The organism is Vibrio sp. V04_P4A5T148 (assembly GCF_963875605.1).
In the GTDB taxonomy this organism is placed as follows: Bacteria; Pseudomonadota; Gammaproteobacteria; order Enterobacterales; family Vibrionaceae; genus Vibrio; species Vibrio anguillarum.
Genome location: NZ_CAWNMS010000021.1, coordinates 17139 through 34853, shown reverse-complemented (window position 1 = coordinate 34853; position 17715 = coordinate 17139). Strand labels below are relative to the sequence as shown.

Below are 17715 nucleotides of genomic sequence, written 5' to 3'. Positions count from 1 at the left end.
CGTGTTGGTTAATCTTTAGGTTCAGGAGTACGGCATATGCAGTAAATATCAATCCTTTCGACACCGACTTCAAGCAGTAATTGACAGATTTGCTGCACGGTACTGCCCGTGGTCACTACATCGTCAACAAGTGCAATGTGCTTGTGCGTGGGGAGGTGCCGTAGTGTGAATGCATGTTTGAGATTTTGTTTGCGCTGTAATTTAGAAAGCCCTTGCTGCTGGGGCGTTGCGCGATTGCGTTTGATCAACTGGTTATCGCAGCTAGCCCCCAGTTGTTGACTTAATTGAGAGGCAAGTAGTGCACTTTGATTGAATCCGCGTTTTAAGCGCCGTTGCCAGTGCAACGGAACGCTAGTAATGAGCGGGGCGGGAGTGTCGATACGTGGCGTCAGTAAGGCACTCAAATGGCGAGATTGCCAAAATTGACCTTCATATTTGAGTTGATGAATGGTGTGACTGAGCGGAAAAATGTAGTCGCCGACACAGTATAGGCGTTGCCAAGGCGGAGGATTTGCTAAACATTGCCCGCATTGAGGCACGGTAATAAGCGTTGGCAGGCCGCACTGTTGGCAGCGAGGTTGCGGTGAAAAATAGGTTAGGCAGGTCTTACACCAAGCCCCAGTTTGGTGAGTTTCAATCGGTAAACGACACAGTAGACACTGACGGCTTACCAAGCGAGTGATGGTTTTTTGAACCCAATGCGATAACATAACTCAACCAAAGCTGTGAAACGAAGTATGGTTATACTCTTGCAACTTGAATCAGTCTTTGTGTTGACCGTGATTTCAAGTCAGTGAGTGTATGATCGGTATTTTTTCAGCGAAGAAGTGTGAATTTAGTGGGAGAATTTGTGAGCATGGCCACAGCGTTATATTGGCAAGCCTCAGGCGAGGGCGATGATCTTGTCTTGGTGCACGGTTGGGGGATGAATGGTGCAGTATGGCAGCAAGCGGTCGATGTGCTTAAAGGACATTTTCGTGTGCACGTGGTTGATTTGCCTGGTTATGGTCACAGCGCTGCTAGCCACGCCGCTGATCTAGAAGAGATCGCGCAAGCGCTAATCATGCAAGCACCTAAACAAGCCATTTGGGTCGGTTGGTCTTTGGGTGGGTTAGTGGCGACTCATATGGCACTGCATCACCCAAGTTATGTGAGCAAATTGGTCACTGTGGCGAGCTCTCCCAAATTTGCGGCACAGAAACCGTGGCGTGGCATTCTCCCTCAAGTGCTCAGTGCCTTTACTGAACAGTTAATGGACGATTTTCAGGCTACTGTTGAGCGCTTTATGGCGCTGCAAGCGATGGGCAGCCCTCAGGCAAAGCAAGATGTCAAATACCTAAAACAAGCGGTGTTATCACGGCCCGCGCCGAACCCACAATCATTGTTAGCGGGTTTGGTCATGTTGGCGGAGGTGGATTTGCGCCAGCCGTTGACAGCACTCTCGATTCCCATGCTTCGTCTATATGGTCGGCTTGATGGTTTGGTGCCGGTTAAGGTGGCGCAAGAGTTGCAAAAAACCTTGCCCAATAGCGAGCAGTACATTTTTGGCAATTCCTCCCACGCACCGTTCATCACTGAACTGGACGATTTTTGCCAGCAGCTCATCGCCTTTGCACGTTAAGGCATTGATACTCATGCAATGTCTTTCTACTTAAAGCTACAGCTTTGTTGGCTCACCTCAATCACATCGTTGATCTCTCTCATGGGGATTCACCCGTTTGCTGTCTTTATCTGTAGCGTCCTGAAACGTCAAGCCGTTGGGTACAAATGTTAAATTAAAAATAAATTTGCTAAAAGTTTGAGCAATCTGGTCGATATAAAGTCTAACCCAGTAGTGCTGAGCGAAAGCAGGTCTATCGGGGCGGGCGATACTGAGGAGGTTTCGGCTATGATGGTGTCACCAACGAACGTAAGTGTGCCACTTATCGCCCCATCGGTTAATGTGCAAACGGAACAGGCCGCGCGTGACAATCGGATCCGCGCCCCTGTGATGCCAACCGTCGAACTGGCTAAAACCAACGCTGAGCGTAAGGTAAAGGCGGATGATAAAAGACGAAAACAGTCGTCATGGGACCCTTCAGAGCACCCAAGCTATGAGGTTGGCACCGAATACGAAACATCGACTTCTTATCAAGAGGAGCAGAAAAGCGAGCTCGAAAGGCTGTTTGACTTGCTCGCTCTCGCCACCTACAGCAAGGATCAAGGTAAAAGCTATACGATGCGGTTTAGGTTACCTAAACACATTATTGATGCTGCGATAACCGAAGGCAAAATGGCGCGCCGGCGAACTGTAATTAAGTACTATTATGGTCACGCGGTTGCACCCAATACGCCTTCTGAAGTGATTGCGGTGTTGTAGGTCGATGAATGCGACTTATCGCGATAAATAAAATCCCCACTTAGGCATTGGCCGCAGTGGGGATTTGTGTTTTTTGCGGCTCTGGTATGAGCGACGTGGTTAGGTGCTTTTCACTGTGATTCGTTTATCCAGTAAGTTACGCATCGCCGCTATTTTTTCGCTTTAGCAAAGGCGGCGGCGAAAGCTCCACCCATTGCCGCGTTTTGTTGTGGCTCTTCACGACGGCGTTGCGGTTGGCCACCGTTTTGATGCGAACGCGTGTTGCCACTTGTAGAGCCAGAGCGTTGGCTGCGGTTATCTTGCCCCGGCTCATCGTTTAAGCGCATCGAGAGAGCAATGCGTTTTCGCTGCACATCGACTTCCATCACTTTAACTTTGACGATATCGCCCGCTTTCACCACTTCACGCGGGTCGGCAATGAAACGATCAGTCAATGCAGAGATATGCACTAAGCCATCTTGGTGAACGCCAATGTCGACAAAAGCACCAAAGTTGGCCACATTCGATACCACGCCTTCCAAAATCATCCCAATTTCCAGATCTTTCATTTCAGTCACGCCGTCAGCAAAGGTCGCGGTCTTAAACTCAGGGCGTGGATCGCGGCCCGGTTTATCGAGCTCTTTGATGATGTCAGTGACAGTCGGTAGGCCAAAATGCTCGTCGGTGTAATCGACGGCGTGTAAATTGCGCAAAAATTCACTATTGCCGATCAGTGCTTTGATCTCTTTGCTGTTTTTTTCGGCGATGGCTTTCACCACTGGATACGCTTCTGGGTGAACCGAAGAGGCATCGAGTGGATTTTTTCCATCCATAATGCGTAAGAAGCCCGCACATTGCTCAAATGCTTTTGGCCCTAAGCGCGCGACTTTTTTCAGTGTAGCGCGTGAGGCGAAGCGTCCATTTTCATCCCGATAATCAACGATGTTTTGCGCCAGTGCGTTAGACAAGCCAGCCACGCGTGTTAACAGCGCGGCAGAGGCGGTATTCACATCCACGCCCACTGCGTTGACGCAGTCTTCAACAATCGCATCTAAGCGTTTGGCGAGCATCGACTGGCTGACATCGTGTTGGTATTGGCCCACACCGATCGATTTCGGATCGATTTTCACCAGCTCGGCAAGTGGATCTTGCAGGCGGCGAGCAATCGACACCGCGCCGCGTAGCGACACATCCATATTGGGAAACTCTTTGGCCGCCAACTCAGAGGCTGAGTAGACCGATGCCCCCGCTTCGCTAACAATGATTTTCTGCACTTTCAGGTTGCCGCGCTTAATGACATCGGCGACAAAAGTATCGGTTTCGCGCGATGCGGTACCGTTGCCAATCGCAATCAAATCGACGTTAAATTGGCGTACCAACTGCTCAACAATTTTCGCTGATTTGTCATGTTGGTTATGCGGTTGATGCGGATAAATCGTCTCGGTCGCCAGTACTTTACCCGTGGCGTCCACTACCGCAATTTTCGAACCCGTTCGCAAACCAGGATCCAAGCCGAGAGTGGCGCGTGGGCCAGCCGGTGCGGCCATCAACAAATCTTTTAAGTTGGTGGCAAACACTTCAATCGCTTCGATTTCGGCACGCTCTTTCATTGCGCCCATTAGTTCGGTTTCCATGTGCATTGACACTTTAATGCGCCACGCCCAACTGATCACTTGTTTGCGCCACCCATCGGCAGGGGCGCTGCTTAAGTGAATGCCATAGTGTTGTGCAATCAGCGTTTCGCAATACGATTGGCGCACGCCCTCTTCTTGCTCTGGGTCGGCATTCATGCTCAAGCTTAAAAAGCCTTCATTGCGGCCGCGAAGCATGGCCAATGCGCGGTGTGAAGGCACTTTACTGAGCGTTTCATTATGCGCGAAGTAATCTTTAAATTTCTCCCCTGCTTGCTCTTTGCCTTCGACCACGCGAGAGACCAATTCGGCACTGCGCGTCAAATGGCGGCGCACTTTGTCCAGCAGGTTGGCATCTTCAGCAATGCGTTCCATGATAATGGCGCGTGCACCGTCCAGTGCTGCTTTGATATCACTGATCCCTTTCTCGGTGTTCACATAGTGTGCGGCCTCGGTTTCAGGGTCGGTTTGCGCTTCATTCCACAGCTTGTCTGCCAGGGGTTCAAGCCCTGCTTCAATCGCAATTTGACCTTTAGTACGACGCTTAGGTTTGTAGGGCAAATAGAGATCTTCAAGGCGAGTTTTACTATCTGCTTGGTTGATCTCTTGTGCTAGCTCAGCGCTGAGCTTGCCTTGTTCTTGAATCGATTTCAGAATGGTTTGGCGGCGATCATCGAGTTCGCGCAGATAGGATAAACGGCTGTCTAAGGTACGCAGTTGGGTGTCGTCTAGCCCACCCGTGACCTCTTTACGGTAACGGGCGATAAAAGGAACGGTGTTTCCGTCATCAATAAGTGTGACAGTCGCTGTCACTTGCTCAAGACGCACATTTAGCTCTTGTGCGATCAATTTGCAGATAGCTTGGCTCATCCGTGGTTTCTCTTTTGTAGTTCAGTAGCACCACCACTCAGGGTGGTTTGAATAAGGTAACTATTGGGGCACGTTAGACTTATTTCTAGTCTAACGGCGCGCTGTTATGAGATTAGTGAGATAACCTTCTACCCGATTGTGCCAAAGAGGTCACGTAACGCGTGTGATTTTGATGTCATTTTTCAGCGTTGGCAGCGCTAAAACCGAAGATGAGTTTGGTGGCTAAAGATAAGCTCAGTCAGTTGGTGCCGAGCGAAAATGACAGTATAGTAGCAAGCCATCGTGATGAATGTATAACCCGCGGCTACCTTGAATGTGCGGCAGTGTGTAATGGGAAAAGATCTTGAAGACCAAACTGATTACCCGTGAGGGCTACAATAAATTAAAGGCAGAGCATGACCATCTTTGGCATGAAAAACGGCCAGAAATTACCAAAATAGTCACTTGGGCTGCTGGCCTCGGGGATCGCTCTGAAAACGCAGACTACACCTTTAATAAGCGTTTACTGCGCCAAATTGATCGCCGAATTCGTTTTTTGAGAAAATTTTTACCGGAAGTGACGATAGTTGATTATTCGCCTCAACAAGAGGGGAAAGTGTTTTTCGGAGCTTGGGTGGAAATTGAAAATGAAGCGGGTGATGTAAAGCGCTTTCGCATTGTGGGCCCAGAAGAGATTTACGGTGACGCGAAAGATTACATCTCCATCGATTCACCGATGGCGCGTGCTCTGCTGAAAAAAGAGGTTGATGACGAGGTGCAAGTGCCCACGCCCACCGGTATCAAAGAGTGGTTTATTAACTCGATTGAGTATGAAAAAGGGCAGTGAACGGAGTATTCGGTTATCCAAGATATTCCTCGGTCGCTCATTTTTCTCACCTCACTTGCTTCGCAACGCCTCTAACGGCTTTTTCAACACGGCGGGTAGCGAGTAGAGCAGCAGTAGCCGTAGGGCGTGGTTGATCATCACAAACGCGGGTTCCATGCCCAGCAGTAGGGCGACGGCGGTCATCGCTTCTACACTGCCGGGGACCCAAGCTAGAAGTAATACCACCCAAGATTTATCCAGCAGTAACGCAAATAAGCCAGACACGGCGACGGCGACCAGCAGACCAATCAGTGTAACCATCACACCCGCGCGCGAATAAGCCATGGCTTCGCGCAATGTGGTATCGGCAAGGCGTGCGCCAATCAAAATGCCCAGCAGTGCGGTGGCGAATACTACCATCCATGTTGGAAGTTGTAGCGCAATGCCTGTCGAAAAACTATTGAAACTGGCCGTGACCAGCAGTGCCGCCAACATATATGGCGCGGGAATGCCGAGCAAGGTCGAGCCTTTGCCCAGCAGTAGACTAAGCAGCGCAAGCGCAAAGAAAATCAACCACGCGTAAATCGTTAAACTGCTCTCAACGGGGACAACGTCGGGCGTGCTATTGGAGATAAAAAGAGCCAGTAAAGTGAGGATCATCAAGCGCACCGAGTGCGAATAAACCACTTTGGTTGAAGGAGTCTGGCTTGATTCGCTGATCACCAAAATCGCTGCCATCGCGCCCGGTACCGCACCGAGTAGAGATTCAAACGGTGACCAACCTTCTTTTTTGCGGAGCCAAAGAAAGCTGCTGGCGATCTGCAAGCTTAAGCAGCAAACCAAACCGATAATCACCGGTAGGGTTAAGGTTTCGCCCAATTGACTTAAACTGATGGTTGCCCCAACGCTGATGCCTAGCACAATTTGCACCGTCAACAATAACCCGTTAGGAACGCGAATGGATAAGAGGCGTTTTTTATGCAGCACAATGACTAAAGCTGCGGCAATAAACATTTCAGAAAGCGGAATGGCGAGCAGGCTTCCCACACTCGCCGCAACAGCTGCGATCACCACAATGTGAATAAACAGAGTAAAAGAAGCTCTTTCGAACATTATGCCTTTCCTTAATAAATTGTGCAGCGTAAATGCCATCGTTCCTCTAGCACTTCACGTTGTAGTGCTTGCGTTTGGCTTTCTCCCGTATCGATATGACCGTCGGGGATGATGGTTTAGGCCATCGCAGGGTTTAAACGTGTCCAACTTACTAACAATAATGCAGCGAATGCCAACCACACCAAAGTGGCACATACCAGTGTACTGGTGAGAGGTAGCCAATAACTGAAGTAGTATACTGCCAACAGATATGCCGCATACGGGATAAGCGAGTAAAGGCCAAACAACGCGGTGGTGCGCAGGTCTTCCAACGTGCGTTCGGTGCCGACAATGTAATGCGCAATCAGAGCGAAGGTAGGAAACAGCGGTACAAGACCAGCAATAAAAAAGCTTTTGCTTTTGGAGAGCAGGGCGATGATCAACACGGCAAGCGCACCAAGCAGGCACTTGAAAAACAGAGCTGCCATGACATTTCCTTTTGTCAGAATAGATTAAGTGTTGCTCACTATAAATCACTGACAGGTTAACTAGAAATGTTCATTGATGGGTTTGTTATTTTCTATGCAACATTTCTTCAAATCCAAGTAAAATGGCCGCCACTCTTTTTATTCGGCGGCGTGTTGTATCATGCGGCTTGGTTGGGCAAAGATGAAATTAGGAAAACGGCTCACGCAACTAGTACAGCAGATCAACCGTCACTACGATCATATTTGGGATTGCTGCTGCGATCACGGTTTGCTTGGCGCGGCGTTACTGAAGCGCTGTCCAAATAGTGTGGTGCATTTTGTAGATATTGTGCCAGCGTTGATTGAAAAGGTGACGCTTGATTTAACGCGCTATTTCCCTGCAACGGCGGCGTTACCGCGCTGGCGTACACATTGCATGGATGTGCGCGATTTGCCGCTTGATAGCCATTCTGGCTCGCATCTACTGATCATCGCTGGGGTTGGCGGTGATTTAATGAGTGAATTCATTGCCGCGCTGGTTGAGCGTTATCCGCATCGCTCGTTCGATTTTCTGCTTTGTCCTGTGCATCACGGCTACACCTTACGTGAACAGTTGATGACACTGGGCGCGAGATTACAACAGGAACAACTGGTGGAAGAGAATCGGCGTATCTACGAGCTGCTGGACGTGCAGATTCATCCGCCTGCAGTACGAGGCAAAGAACCAAAATTACCACCCCTTAGTTTGGTCGGTGAATCGATCTGGCAAGTGGACAATGATGAGCAAAAAATGATTGCCCAGCGTTATCTGACGCAATTGCAACAGCATTATCAGCGTAAAGCGCAAGGCGGCGATGTTAGCGCGCAAAAGTGTTGGCAAGCCTATCAGCCGATTAATATCACTTGTCATGGAAATTTTAGCGATGGAAATAGTTCAATAGGCGGAGAATATGAAAGCACTCAATGATCTGAACTTGTTTGTCGAAACCGCACGCCAAGGCAGTTTTTCTAAGGCGGCCAACAGCGTATCGCTGACCACGGCCGCGGTCAGTGCCGCCATTCGCCGCTTAGAAGAGCAGGTGCAGTTTCCGCTCTTTGTCCGCTCGACACGTCATATGCGCTTAACCCAAGAGGGGGAGATTTTCCTCGCCAAAACTCAGACAGCCCTTGCCACGTTGCAAGAAGGGCTCGATCAGATAGCATGCGCGCGCGGTCAACTAGCGGGGAAGCTGCACCTCAGTGCCCCTTCGGATTTGGGGCGCAATTTACTGCTGGATTGGATCGATGAATTTATTGCCTTGCACCCGAACGTCATCGTTAAACTGGATCTCTCTGATCGCTTAGCGGATATGTATGCTCACCCGATGGATATTGCGATTCGTTATGGCCATCCTGCTGATTCCAATTTGGTTACGATGCCGCTGTGTGAATCAAACGAGCGCGTGTTGTGCGCCTCGCCAGAATATTTGGCGACGCATCCACCTATCCTCCATCCTGACGATCTGCAACATCACAATTGTCTTTGTTATATGCTGGCCGACACGCTGCATAATAAGTGGGTTTTGAGCCGAGAGGGCGAAACGCAGAGTGTGGTAGTGCAAGGAAACCCCGCATGCAACGATGGTGACGTGGTACATCGATTGGCTGTTAAAGGCAAAGGCATTGCCAATAAGTCATTAATGGATATCAGTCAGGATATTATTGATGGGCGCTTAGTACGCATTTTACCGCAATGGGAAAGTGGGCCAGTGCCAATTTATATCGTGTGCGCAGACCGACGTTTGATCACCCCAACCATTCGCGCTTTTCAGGAATTTATTCGTGGAAAAGGCTGCCAGCAACGACAAGCGGTACTGACAGCCATCAAACAGCGTGAGGGTTAATCCCGCATTAGCCAACAAACGTTAGCGGGCGGATTTGTAGGTATTCCAATGCCTCTTGCTCGCTAAGCTGTTGTTGAAAGTGCTGAAAATGCGCACTCTGCTGGTGTTGTTGCAAGCTCTCCTCTGAGCACCAAATCTCCTGCATCAAGAATAACCCGTCAATCGAGTTATCACGATAGAGCTCATATTGGCAGCAGCCGGTTTCGTTGCGGCTCGGTTCAAGCAGCGCTTCAAGCATAGCTTGCACTCGCTCTATTGAGTCGGGAAGGGCTTTGATTTCGGCTAATAAGTGGATCATGGCTTATAACTCAGTAAAGACGGTTTGCTCTGGCCAGCGAGATTTCGGCAGCTTGGCGTTGAAATCTTCTTCGCTGTGGTAACCGAGCGGTACAATCACTAAGCTGGTGACCCCTTTTTCAGTCAGGCCAAACTCTTGGTTGAGCACCTCGGCATCAAACCCTTCAATGGGGACTGCATCAATGCCCATCGCAGCCGCTCCGAGCAGCAGTGTTCCAACATTTAAATAAACTTGTTTTTGCATCCAGTGTTCGGCGTCATTGAGCGTTTCTCGATGCAAGTTAACAAAATAGCTGCGTCCGCCGTGCATGCCTGTTTTCGCTTCTTCATTGGCAAAGCGGCCATCTTTCTCTTCGTTTTCCAGCAGCGTCAATAAGTAGTTATCATCAATATCGGTTTTGGCGCAAAACACCATCACGTGAGACGCATCCAAAATTTTGCGTTCGTTAAAGGAAAATTGACCTTGCGCCGCTTTGGCGATACGCGTTTTGCCTTCCTCGCTAGCCGCCAAAATAAAATGCCAAGGCTGCGAATTGACGCTAGAGGCGCTCATGCGCACCAGTTCTTTAATATCAGCGACTTGCTGTTCAGTCAGTTTACGGTTGGTGTCAAACGCTTTGGTGGAATAGCGCGCTTGCGATGCTTGAACAATATTCATTTTTCCCTCCTAGGGAAGATAACATTCGAGATGGCGCTAAGATAACGGACTGAGTCCAAACAAGAAACCGCCTCTTGCTTAATTCATTTTCAAAAAAAATTTGATAATCCGAATTTGAAAACGCTCTAGCTTGCGGAAAAAGTTAGCACTATCTCATGATATTTCTGAATTAGCGCATACACTTAATGTGTACGGTAGATCATCATTAAGGGATATGGTCACTCACTAAGCGTTAATGATTGTCTAATATATTCAAAAGGTTGCTTTGGCCGGAGAGTATGCATGACTGAGTGTAAGTGCATTTGTTGGTTTATTCTCTTTTCTCTTCCCATCCCCTCGGCGTGGGCGGATATTGACTACGGGCCTGCGCAAAGCTATGTACAATCGCCACTGCATACCAATAGCCTTTCTGCACAACTTCGCTCCGGCTTTTCGATGCAAGAGGAAGAAGTGGAGCTCTACACCAGCGCGACTATCGCCAGCATTTGGGCGATCACTCCCCACTATAGTTTGGATTATTACCAGAATCAGCTTGCAATGGGCGGTAAATGGCAGCTCTCTTCTAAGTGGCAGGCTGAGCTTAATTATCGTTGGAACTTTGCTGCCAATAATCATTTAGATGGCTTAACCATTGCTTTTCATGATGGGTTTGGCATTGATCAAAACGGGCGTGAGGATGTCGATAACGATCGCTTCATCATTCAAATGCCAGAGTACGGCATTGATCAGGAAGCGTTCCGAGGCGAGACATTGAGCCGTGCGTTGACCAGTTATTTACAGTACCAGCTGGTGGATAAGTCTCATCACGGTTTGTCATTGGGAGTTTCACTCTATTACAACGATCCACACCATGGAATATTCAACCTATCCGAGTTTGAACAAGCGGTGCAGCTTAATTATGGCTACCGAAGAGGTAAGCATGCACTTGATACGCTGTTGGCTATCACCTTTCGCAACCCGACCAATGTACCAGGCCAAACACAGTATCATTCGAGCACTTGGTCGATGGGTACCAGTTATCGATATCAGTGGTTAGAACGCCATTATCTGATTGGGCAGGTCTCATTCTATCAAGGCCTTTCAACGGGGGAGGATGACTTTTCTAAACCATCGACCGAGTTTATTTTGGGGTATCGTTATCAAATGAGCCATTCAGCGATTGAAATTACTGTGGTCGAAAATATGTTTAATGCCAACAACAGCACCGATATTGCCTTTGGTTTAGGCTATCGCTATCGTTTTGGCCGCTTTGATAAAGAGTCGAACTGACAAACGATGTCATCCATGAAAGTTGCCACCTAATGTGCTCGAAACTGTGCACAGTTACTTAGGAAGAAGTGTAGAACATTGCAATAAATAGAATTTAGTTGAGTACTTTACCGATTCTCAAACTCAAACAGTAAAATATTGAATGAGAAATATTTTACTGTTTGTCCATCTTATTTATAAAGCTAGTATTATTGACTAGCTTTTCCGTAATTTAAGTTGCTCGCTCTTTTAACCGTTGGCGATATATGGTGAAGTTTGTTATTACTCACCATTATCTTCTTTGATTATCATTTTTAATGTATTGATGCATTAGTGTTATGATAATAATGTAGTTATCCTTTGTATTTTAGTTACTGAATCTATTCATTATTATTATGCCCGGTATTATTCAGTTTTTTTCATTTCGAGTAATAAGTATCTCGTGCTAAATATAGGCATAAATCGAATGCCCTTATTGTGAATGCCCTTCTTATTGTGGTTGTGCCGTTGCCGTATCTGTTACGTGCGCCTTACTTAAATCATCTTTATCCCAAAGGATAAATAAATGAAAAAAATAAATAAAATAACTGCCGTTCTGGCAAGTGTGATGTTCAGCGGATATTTGTATGCTGCTGACAGCAATTCAATAGTTACTTTTATACCAGGTGAAACTAAGGTTCATAATGGAGATCTGGTTTCTTATAATGGAGAATGTTTTATTGCCAAAAATAATCCTGGTGTGTGGGAAACTCCTAATGCTAGCTCTTGGTTTTGGGATACTGCTGCCTGTTCAGGAGAACCTGAACCAGAACCTGATTTAGGCGATATCATTCCTTTTATTCCGGGTGAAACTCAAGTTGAAAATGGTCAAGTTGTTTCTTATAACGATCAGTGCTTTATTGCAGAAAATAGCCCTGGTGTATGGGAAACTCCGAATGAGGACTCTTGGTTTTGGCAGGTGACTGAGTGTTCTGATCAGCCAGCCATCCCTGACGAAACCGAATTATCGATTCTTACCCCTGTATCAGGCCAACTGGTAACGGCGGGTGACGAGACGGCCATTCAAGTTAGTATTGAAGGCGAATTAGCCGCAAAAGTGGAATTTTGGGTGAACAGTCAGAACCTAGGTCTGCAAAACATCGATCAAAGTCAAACAAACTACTCTCAGAGTTGGACACCCGATGCTGCTGGTAGCGCGACGATTAAGGTGTTGGTGCTTGATAAAAGTAATCAGGTCATTAAGTGTCTGTTACAATCGAAGCCAATGTGACAGAAGATTTTACAGCTCCAGCGGTGAGTTTCATCACCCCCGTAAACGGGGCGATGGTTCAGCCTACTGAGAAGGTTTCGGTTTCTGTTCGTGCAACAGACGTGGATAATGACTTATCCACGCTGGTTGTGCAGGCTAATGGCCAAGCTATTTGTACTTTTAATGCCGACGAGGCCAATGAGGTGGATAGTTTTGATTGTGATTGGTCGCCAATTCAAGCTGGTGACGTCACTTTAAATGCGATCGCCACCGATGCTCAGAATCTTTTTTCTAGCGCGAGTGTTCGTCTTACGGTTGCAGAGGATCCAGTTGATCCACCTGTCACTCCACCAGATGAGCTCTGCGCGGAGTTTAATGTTTATCCAAATTGGACAAGCGGTGATCATGCCAATCAGGGCGACATTATGGTGCATAACAATATTGCTTATTCTGCAGCGCATTGGACACAAACCTTGCCAGGTAGCGACGGCTCATGGTCTTTGCATCTTAATTGTGATGGTTCAGAGCCTGGTACTGCGCCACTGCTTTCACTACCAAACCCAATGGATCCTGTGCGTTTAGAAGTGGCAGGCTGGCCAAATACGTTTGTGGTTGCCAGCCCATCAACTAATGCACCGAAGACACTGATAATTGAAGCGAGCAATCGTGAGGAATTAGCGGATGTTGAGCAATTAACGCAAGCGTTTGTCTCTATCATCAATCAAGCTGAGCAGGCAGACACAGCATCAATCATCATCACCAGCGATGTGTTGGACCTTGCAACACAAGATCAAGGCGAGTTCTTTGGCTCCGTTGCGGTTAAAGAAGCCCTCACGAGTGCGGTCAATTCCACTGGAACGGACAACCGAATCGATATGGATGCGATTCAAGCCTTGAGCGATGATGTCAAAGGTTGGGCTCAAGCTCACCATCTTATTCTCTCAACATTAGCACCAAACGCCCCTTTCGGCTGGACTCTTAGCATTGGTGATTTTGCCTACGGTAGTCATTCAGGTCGACAGTCAGTTTGGGACAGTGCATCAGGCGATACAGCAGAATTACTCGACAAGTTTGAGCTGTACAACGCTGAAGTGGCGACGAAAGCAGACTTTGTTGCGTTTACTAAATCCAGCGTAACAGAGGCCTTATCAGCTGAGCAGTGGCACAACGCGTTAGAGTACGTGAAGCAGGTGACAGACTACATTAAGACGCCAGCAATGTTGACGAACATGCCAACAGAGCAAGCAGCTAACTACTTCATGGGCCAAGGTGAAAGTAAACCTCAACTGCGGAAAGCGGCATTTAGTAACGTGTTTGCACTGCAATTTGATAAAGACAGTGAAGCGCTAACGGCAAAAATTGAGCGTTACCAAGAGGCGAAGGTACCCCTGTACTACGTTGGTGAAGAGCTAGAAAACGGTTCTTTGACTCGTATCGAAGCATTGAACCAACAGTTAGCTGACGCTGAAAATGCGATGGATAACGAAGCGTTCCTATATGAAACGCCAAGTAATGGTTGGGTGCCATCAACGGTGTACAAATGGAATGACTTCCTAGACGGTCTGAATGCGATGCACAACATTGGCGTTGCAGGCAACAAGTTCTGGTTGATGGATGAGAATGTTGATGATGCAACCAACATCACATACGCCAAAGTCGCGATTGCCGCATTCCTTGCACAAAGTATGCAGGAAACTATCCGTTATAACGCCTGTGACGAAAATAATTGGTCTGAAACCAAATACGGTGCGCCTGCAGACTATCCCATGTCGGCCAGTTGTGGTCAGCTTGGTCAGAAATACGCAGACTACGGTGTCAACCCAGCATCGGGCTTAGACCATGCGTATTCCTGCCCGCGTGATAATAAAATGGAAATGAGCGCGCTAACACATGCGAAATGGTACGGTGCACCAGCGCCAGTTTTTGCCGCCCCTGATGCGGTACTAGAAGAGCGCGGTCTCTTGGTCAACGGGGCAGTAGGACGTTGGACTAACAACGGCCACTGTAACGATGTTCCAGAAAACGTAGATACGTCTAAGCAAGTTTGGGAGCGTGACGAGTGTAAGACTTACGTTGGTCAAAAAGCAGGTAAGTTCATTTGGGACGGCAGCAGCCAAGAAAGCGTAGAGGGCTGTGGCTGGTGGGGGCGCGGTGTTATCCAAACCACCGGGCGTCAAAACTTTGGTACGCTCAACCACTACTTAGGACGTTCACATGTTGACCCTGAAACGATTGGCCAAACCATTGATGGTGTAACCGTTGAAGCGCCGCCCGAAAATCCACTATATGCTGAAATGGATTTTTGCTCCAACCCCGGTCTGATTTGTAGCTCTGAAGAGAACAAAGAAATTAAATGGATTGCTGGTTTGTTCTACTGGGTAACCTCAGTGCAGGCGTATTCGAATGAAGGTGGGCAATACGCAGATTGGAATTACTACAACGAGCTGAAAAAGTACGTTGAGAGTGGTCTAAAAGGGTCAGCGTTTATTGATGACGTGTCAGGTATTGTTAACCGTGGTTGCCCAGATTCAACCTGCTCTACGGGCGAGGTACATAACTTGGCGGAGCGTAGAGCGAACTTTAAGTTAGTATTAGAAAAGTTGGGTCTTAATCCACAATAACTATTGTAGCCTCAATGGTGACAAATATCGGAGGTTTTTAATCTCCGTAGATAAACTAAAACTGCCCCAGAATGATTTCTGGGGCTTCATTATATTTAAGAGCGGTTCAGTGCGTAAGCCTCTAACTCATCCATTGAAGCGCGTGCGAAATGTAGTAACTCACTCACTCCCCTTCGTTACACCATCGACTCAACTTATGATACCAACGTTGTGACAAAGGGCATGGCCGCGTTTTCTGTTATCGATTAGATTGTTAGTGATCGACTAAGAAAGTAATAAAGCGTAACAATTCTTTAGCTCACGGTAGGGGAATCAGTGCTACATTTTGCCAAAGCCAGTTTACTGGTAAGGTTAGATCATCGGTGGACGAATAAATGCAAGAAAACTATAAAATTTTAGTGGTGGATGATGATGCGCGTTTACGTGCATTGCTTGAGCGTTACTTGTCAGAGCAAGGTTTTCTGGTGCGTAGTGTCGCCAATAGCGAACAGATGGATCGCCTGCTCACTCGTGAAAACTTCCACTTAATGGTGCTTGATTTGATGTTACCGGGTGAAGATGGTTTGTCTATTTGCCGCCGCTTGCGTAACGCCAATAACATGTTGCCGATTTTAATGCTGACCGCCAAAGGCGACGAAGTGGATCGTATTGTTGGCTTGGAGGTGGGTGCGGATGATTACCTGCCCAAACCGTTTAACCCGCGTGAACTACTGGCGCGAATCAAAGCCGTGCTACGTCGCCAAGTGATTGAAGCCCCCGGCGCGCCAAGTGCTGAAGAATCGGTGGTTGAATTTGGTGAGTTTCGCCTGAATTTAGGTACCCGCGAAATGTTCCGTGGCGATGAGCCGATGCCGCTCACTTCCGGTGAATTTGCCGTATTGAAGACCTTAGTCACCAATGCGCGTGAGCCAATGTCGCGCGATAAGTTGATGAATATGGCAAGAGGGCGTGAATACTCCGCAATGGAGCGCTCGATTGATGTGCAAATCTCGCGTTTACGTCGCATGCTTGAAGTGGATCCAAGCAAACCACGCTACATACAAACGGTGTGGGGCTTAGGTTACGTCTTCGTTCCAGATGGTAAAGAGTCTTAAATTTCAATCAGCTCCTGTCGGTTAACCCACAGGAGCTTTTTTGTCGCCTTTTTGATAGTACGTTCATAGCGGGTTTTCCTATGCGCATTCGCAGTTCCTTTACTCAATCGATTTTGCTCTTCTTTTCATTGCTGATCGCCAGCCAAGTGTATTCTTATTACGCCGTATTTAACTATGCTTTGATGCCCAGTTTGCAGCAGTTCAATAAGATTTTGGGCCATGAGATCAACCTAATGCTGGACGATGCGGCGAACAATACATCGAAGCTGGGAATGGACGCCTTACAGCGCCGCCGAGTGTTAGAACAGTTGGGCGTCACCATTCATAGTGAAGAGAGTGAGATGGCCCAAGAGTATCACGATGCCATCAGCATTGATTTGATGAGCGAGGAGATGAGCAATGAGCTCGGCTCGCCGACCGATGTGCGGATGATTTTGGGTAAAGAGAGTTATATTTTATGGATGAAAGTGGACTCTTTTCCGGGATCATTAATACGCATCCCTCTCTCTGAGTTGCAAAAAGAGGATTTTGCGCCACTATTTCACAATAGTTTGGTGATGGCGTTACTGATTGTCTTGGGGGGATGGCTGTTTATTCGTCTGCAAAATCGTCCTTTAATTGCCTTAGAAAAAGCCGCCAAAGCCGTTGGCCGAGGCGAGAACCCGCCACCATTGCCGCTCAAAGGCGCTTCTGAAATTCGCGCGGTGACGTTGGCGTTTAATCAAATGTCGAAAGGGATCCAAGCGCTTGAAGAGGATCGCTCATTATTGATGGCAGGGATCAGCCACGACTTACGTACGCCGCTAACTCGTATTCGCTTAGCCACGGAAATGATGTCTCCAGAAGAAAGTTATCTCGCCGAAGGGATCATCAGTGATACGGAAGAGTGTAACGAGATCATCAGTCAGTTTATGGACTACCTTAAACCCGTCAATAAACAGACCTTTACCGCCGTTGATCTCAATGAGATAGCTAATGATGTCGCCACTGCCGAAGGGGGCTATGAGATCAAAATCGATGTCGCGCTGCATTTACCAATGCAGCCAGCCTTTGGCAATGCGATCGCCATTAAACGCGCAGTGAGCAACTTAGTGGTGAACGCCATTCGCTATGGCAATGGTTGGGTTAAGGTGAGCACGGGCAGTACCGCAGATAACAAAATGGCTTGGGTTTGTGTCGAAGATAATGGCCCGGGTATTGATCCTAGCCAAGTGAGTAAAGTGTTTGAACCTTTTACGCGTGGTGATACCGCGCGCGGCAGTGAAGGTACAGGGCTTGGTTTGGCGATAGTGAAACGGATTGTTAGCCAGCATCATGGCAGCGTTGTGGTGAGTAACCGCAGTGAAGGTGGACTCAAAGCGCAACTGAGCTTCCCGACCAAATAGGGGCTTATTCACTAAATAACACAATGGGCTCAGTTGAGCCCATTGTGTTTGCGGTTTATGTCTTTTCGGCTGCTGAC

The 17715-nt window shown here is 47.8% G+C and carries 15 protein-coding genes and 1 pseudogene; 9 read left to right on the top strand and 7 right to left on the bottom strand.

Features of this window, described 5'->3' with window-relative positions:
* Positions 1-8 precede the first annotated feature (8 nt).
* Positions 9-710: an amidophosphoribosyltransferase gene (locus tag AACT18_RS02505; RefSeq protein ID WP_013855424.1), complete on the bottom strand. Its 702-nt coding sequence runs from the start codon at positions 708-710 to the stop codon at positions 9-11.
* A 146-nt stretch (positions 711-856) separates the two neighbouring features.
* Between AACT18_RS02505 and bioH the strand changes: the two genes are divergently transcribed.
* Entirely contained in the window at positions 857-1621 is a 765-nt protein-coding gene (gene bioH / locus AACT18_RS02500) for a pimeloyl-ACP methyl ester esterase BioH (RefSeq protein WP_038148688.1), read from the top strand.
* 267 nt (positions 1622-1888) lie between these two features.
* Positions 1889-2359: a hypothetical protein gene (locus AACT18_RS02495; protein WP_026027513.1), complete on the top strand. Its 471-nt coding sequence runs from the start codon at positions 1889-1891 to the stop codon at positions 2357-2359.
* 149 nt (positions 2360-2508) lie between these two features.
* On the opposite strand, the gene AACT18_RS02490 is transcribed toward AACT18_RS02495, so the two are convergent.
* Positions 2509-4839: a Tex family protein gene (locus AACT18_RS02490; RefSeq protein ID WP_094125381.1), complete on the bottom strand. Its 2331-nt coding sequence runs from the start codon at positions 4837-4839 to the stop codon at positions 2509-2511.
* A 343-nt stretch (positions 4840-5182) separates the two neighbouring features.
* On the opposite strand from AACT18_RS02490, the gene greB reads away from it, so the two are divergent.
* Complete coding sequence (gene greB, locus AACT18_RS02485) at positions 5183-5665, top strand: transcription elongation factor GreB (protein WP_010319306.1); 483 nt, start codon at positions 5183-5185, stop codon at positions 5663-5665.
* 51 nt (positions 5666-5716) lie between these two features.
* On the opposite strand, the gene AACT18_RS02480 is transcribed toward greB, so the two are convergent.
* The 3 genes from AACT18_RS02480 to AACT18_RS02475 are packed head-to-tail and all read right to left on the bottom strand — an operon-like array spanning position 5717 to position 7224.
* Positions 5717-6757, bottom strand: a complete 1041-nt coding sequence (locus AACT18_RS02480) for an AbrB family transcriptional regulator (protein WP_094125380.1) — start codon at positions 6755-6757, stop codon at positions 5717-5719.
* Between the two features lie 11 nt (positions 6758-6768).
* On the bottom strand, positions 6769-6867 hold the full coding sequence (locus AACT18_RS18120) for an NUDIX domain-containing protein (protein WP_256375990.1): 99 nt from the start codon (positions 6865-6867) through the stop codon (positions 6769-6771).
* Positions 6868-6873: 6 nt separating this feature from the next.
* On the bottom strand, positions 6874-7224 hold the full coding sequence (locus AACT18_RS02475) for a GlpM family protein (RefSeq protein ID WP_094125379.1): 351 nt from the start codon (positions 7222-7224) through the stop codon (positions 6874-6876).
* Positions 7225-7405: 181 nt separating this feature from the next.
* On the opposite strand from AACT18_RS02475, the gene AACT18_RS02470 reads away from it, so the two are divergent.
* Both AACT18_RS02470 and AACT18_RS02465 read left to right on the top strand, forming a co-directional pair.
* Complete coding sequence (locus AACT18_RS02470; protein ID WP_237666694.1) at positions 7406-8170, top strand: tRNA (adenine(22)-N(1))-methyltransferase; 765 nt, start codon at positions 7406-7408, stop codon at positions 8168-8170.
* Positions 8154-9086: a LysR family transcriptional regulator gene (locus AACT18_RS02465; protein WP_094125377.1), complete on the top strand. Its 933-nt coding sequence runs from the start codon at positions 8154-8156 to the stop codon at positions 9084-9086. The genes AACT18_RS02470 and AACT18_RS02465 overlap by 17 nt, the downstream gene beginning before the upstream one ends.
* Positions 9087-9093: 7 nt before the next feature.
* On the opposite strand, the gene AACT18_RS02460 is transcribed toward AACT18_RS02465, so the two are convergent.
* Both AACT18_RS02460 and nfsB read right to left on the bottom strand, forming a co-directional pair.
* On the bottom strand, positions 9094-9384 hold the full coding sequence (locus AACT18_RS02460) for a putative quinol monooxygenase (protein WP_013855414.1): 291 nt from the start codon (positions 9382-9384) through the stop codon (positions 9094-9096).
* 3 nt (positions 9385-9387) lie between these two features.
* On the bottom strand, positions 9388-10041 hold the full coding sequence (gene nfsB, locus AACT18_RS02455) for an oxygen-insensitive NAD(P)H nitroreductase (protein ID WP_094125376.1): 654 nt from the start codon (positions 10039-10041) through the stop codon (positions 9388-9390).
* Positions 10042-10323: 282 nt separating this feature from the next.
* Here nfsB and AACT18_RS02450 point away from each other — a divergent pair, with 282 nt between their 5' ends.
* From AACT18_RS02450 to envZ, 4 genes and pseudogenes are all read left to right on the top strand, one after another.
* Positions 10324-11310 (top strand): DUF3187 family protein, encoded by a 987-nt coding sequence (locus AACT18_RS02450; protein ID WP_094125375.1) that lies wholly within the window; start codon positions 10324-10326, stop codon positions 11308-11310.
* Positions 11311-11854: 544 nt separating this feature from the next.
* Positions 11855-15159: pseudogene (locus AACT18_RS02445) on the top strand (cellulose-binding domain-containing protein).
* A gap of 374 nt (positions 15160-15533) precedes the next feature.
* The gene (ompR, locus tag AACT18_RS02440; protein WP_010319303.1) at positions 15534-16253 is read left to right on the top strand and encodes an osmolarity response regulator transcription factor OmpR; all 720 of its coding nucleotides are present in this window, start codon (positions 15534-15536) and stop codon (positions 16251-16253) included.
* Between the two features lie 80 nt (positions 16254-16333).
* Positions 16334-17638 carry a two-component system sensor histidine kinase EnvZ gene (gene envZ, locus AACT18_RS02435; protein WP_013855410.1) on the top strand — a complete coding sequence of 435 codons (1305 nt, stop codon included), beginning with the start codon at positions 16334-16336 and terminating at the stop codon, positions 17636-17638.
* Positions 17639-17715 lie beyond the last annotated feature (77 nt).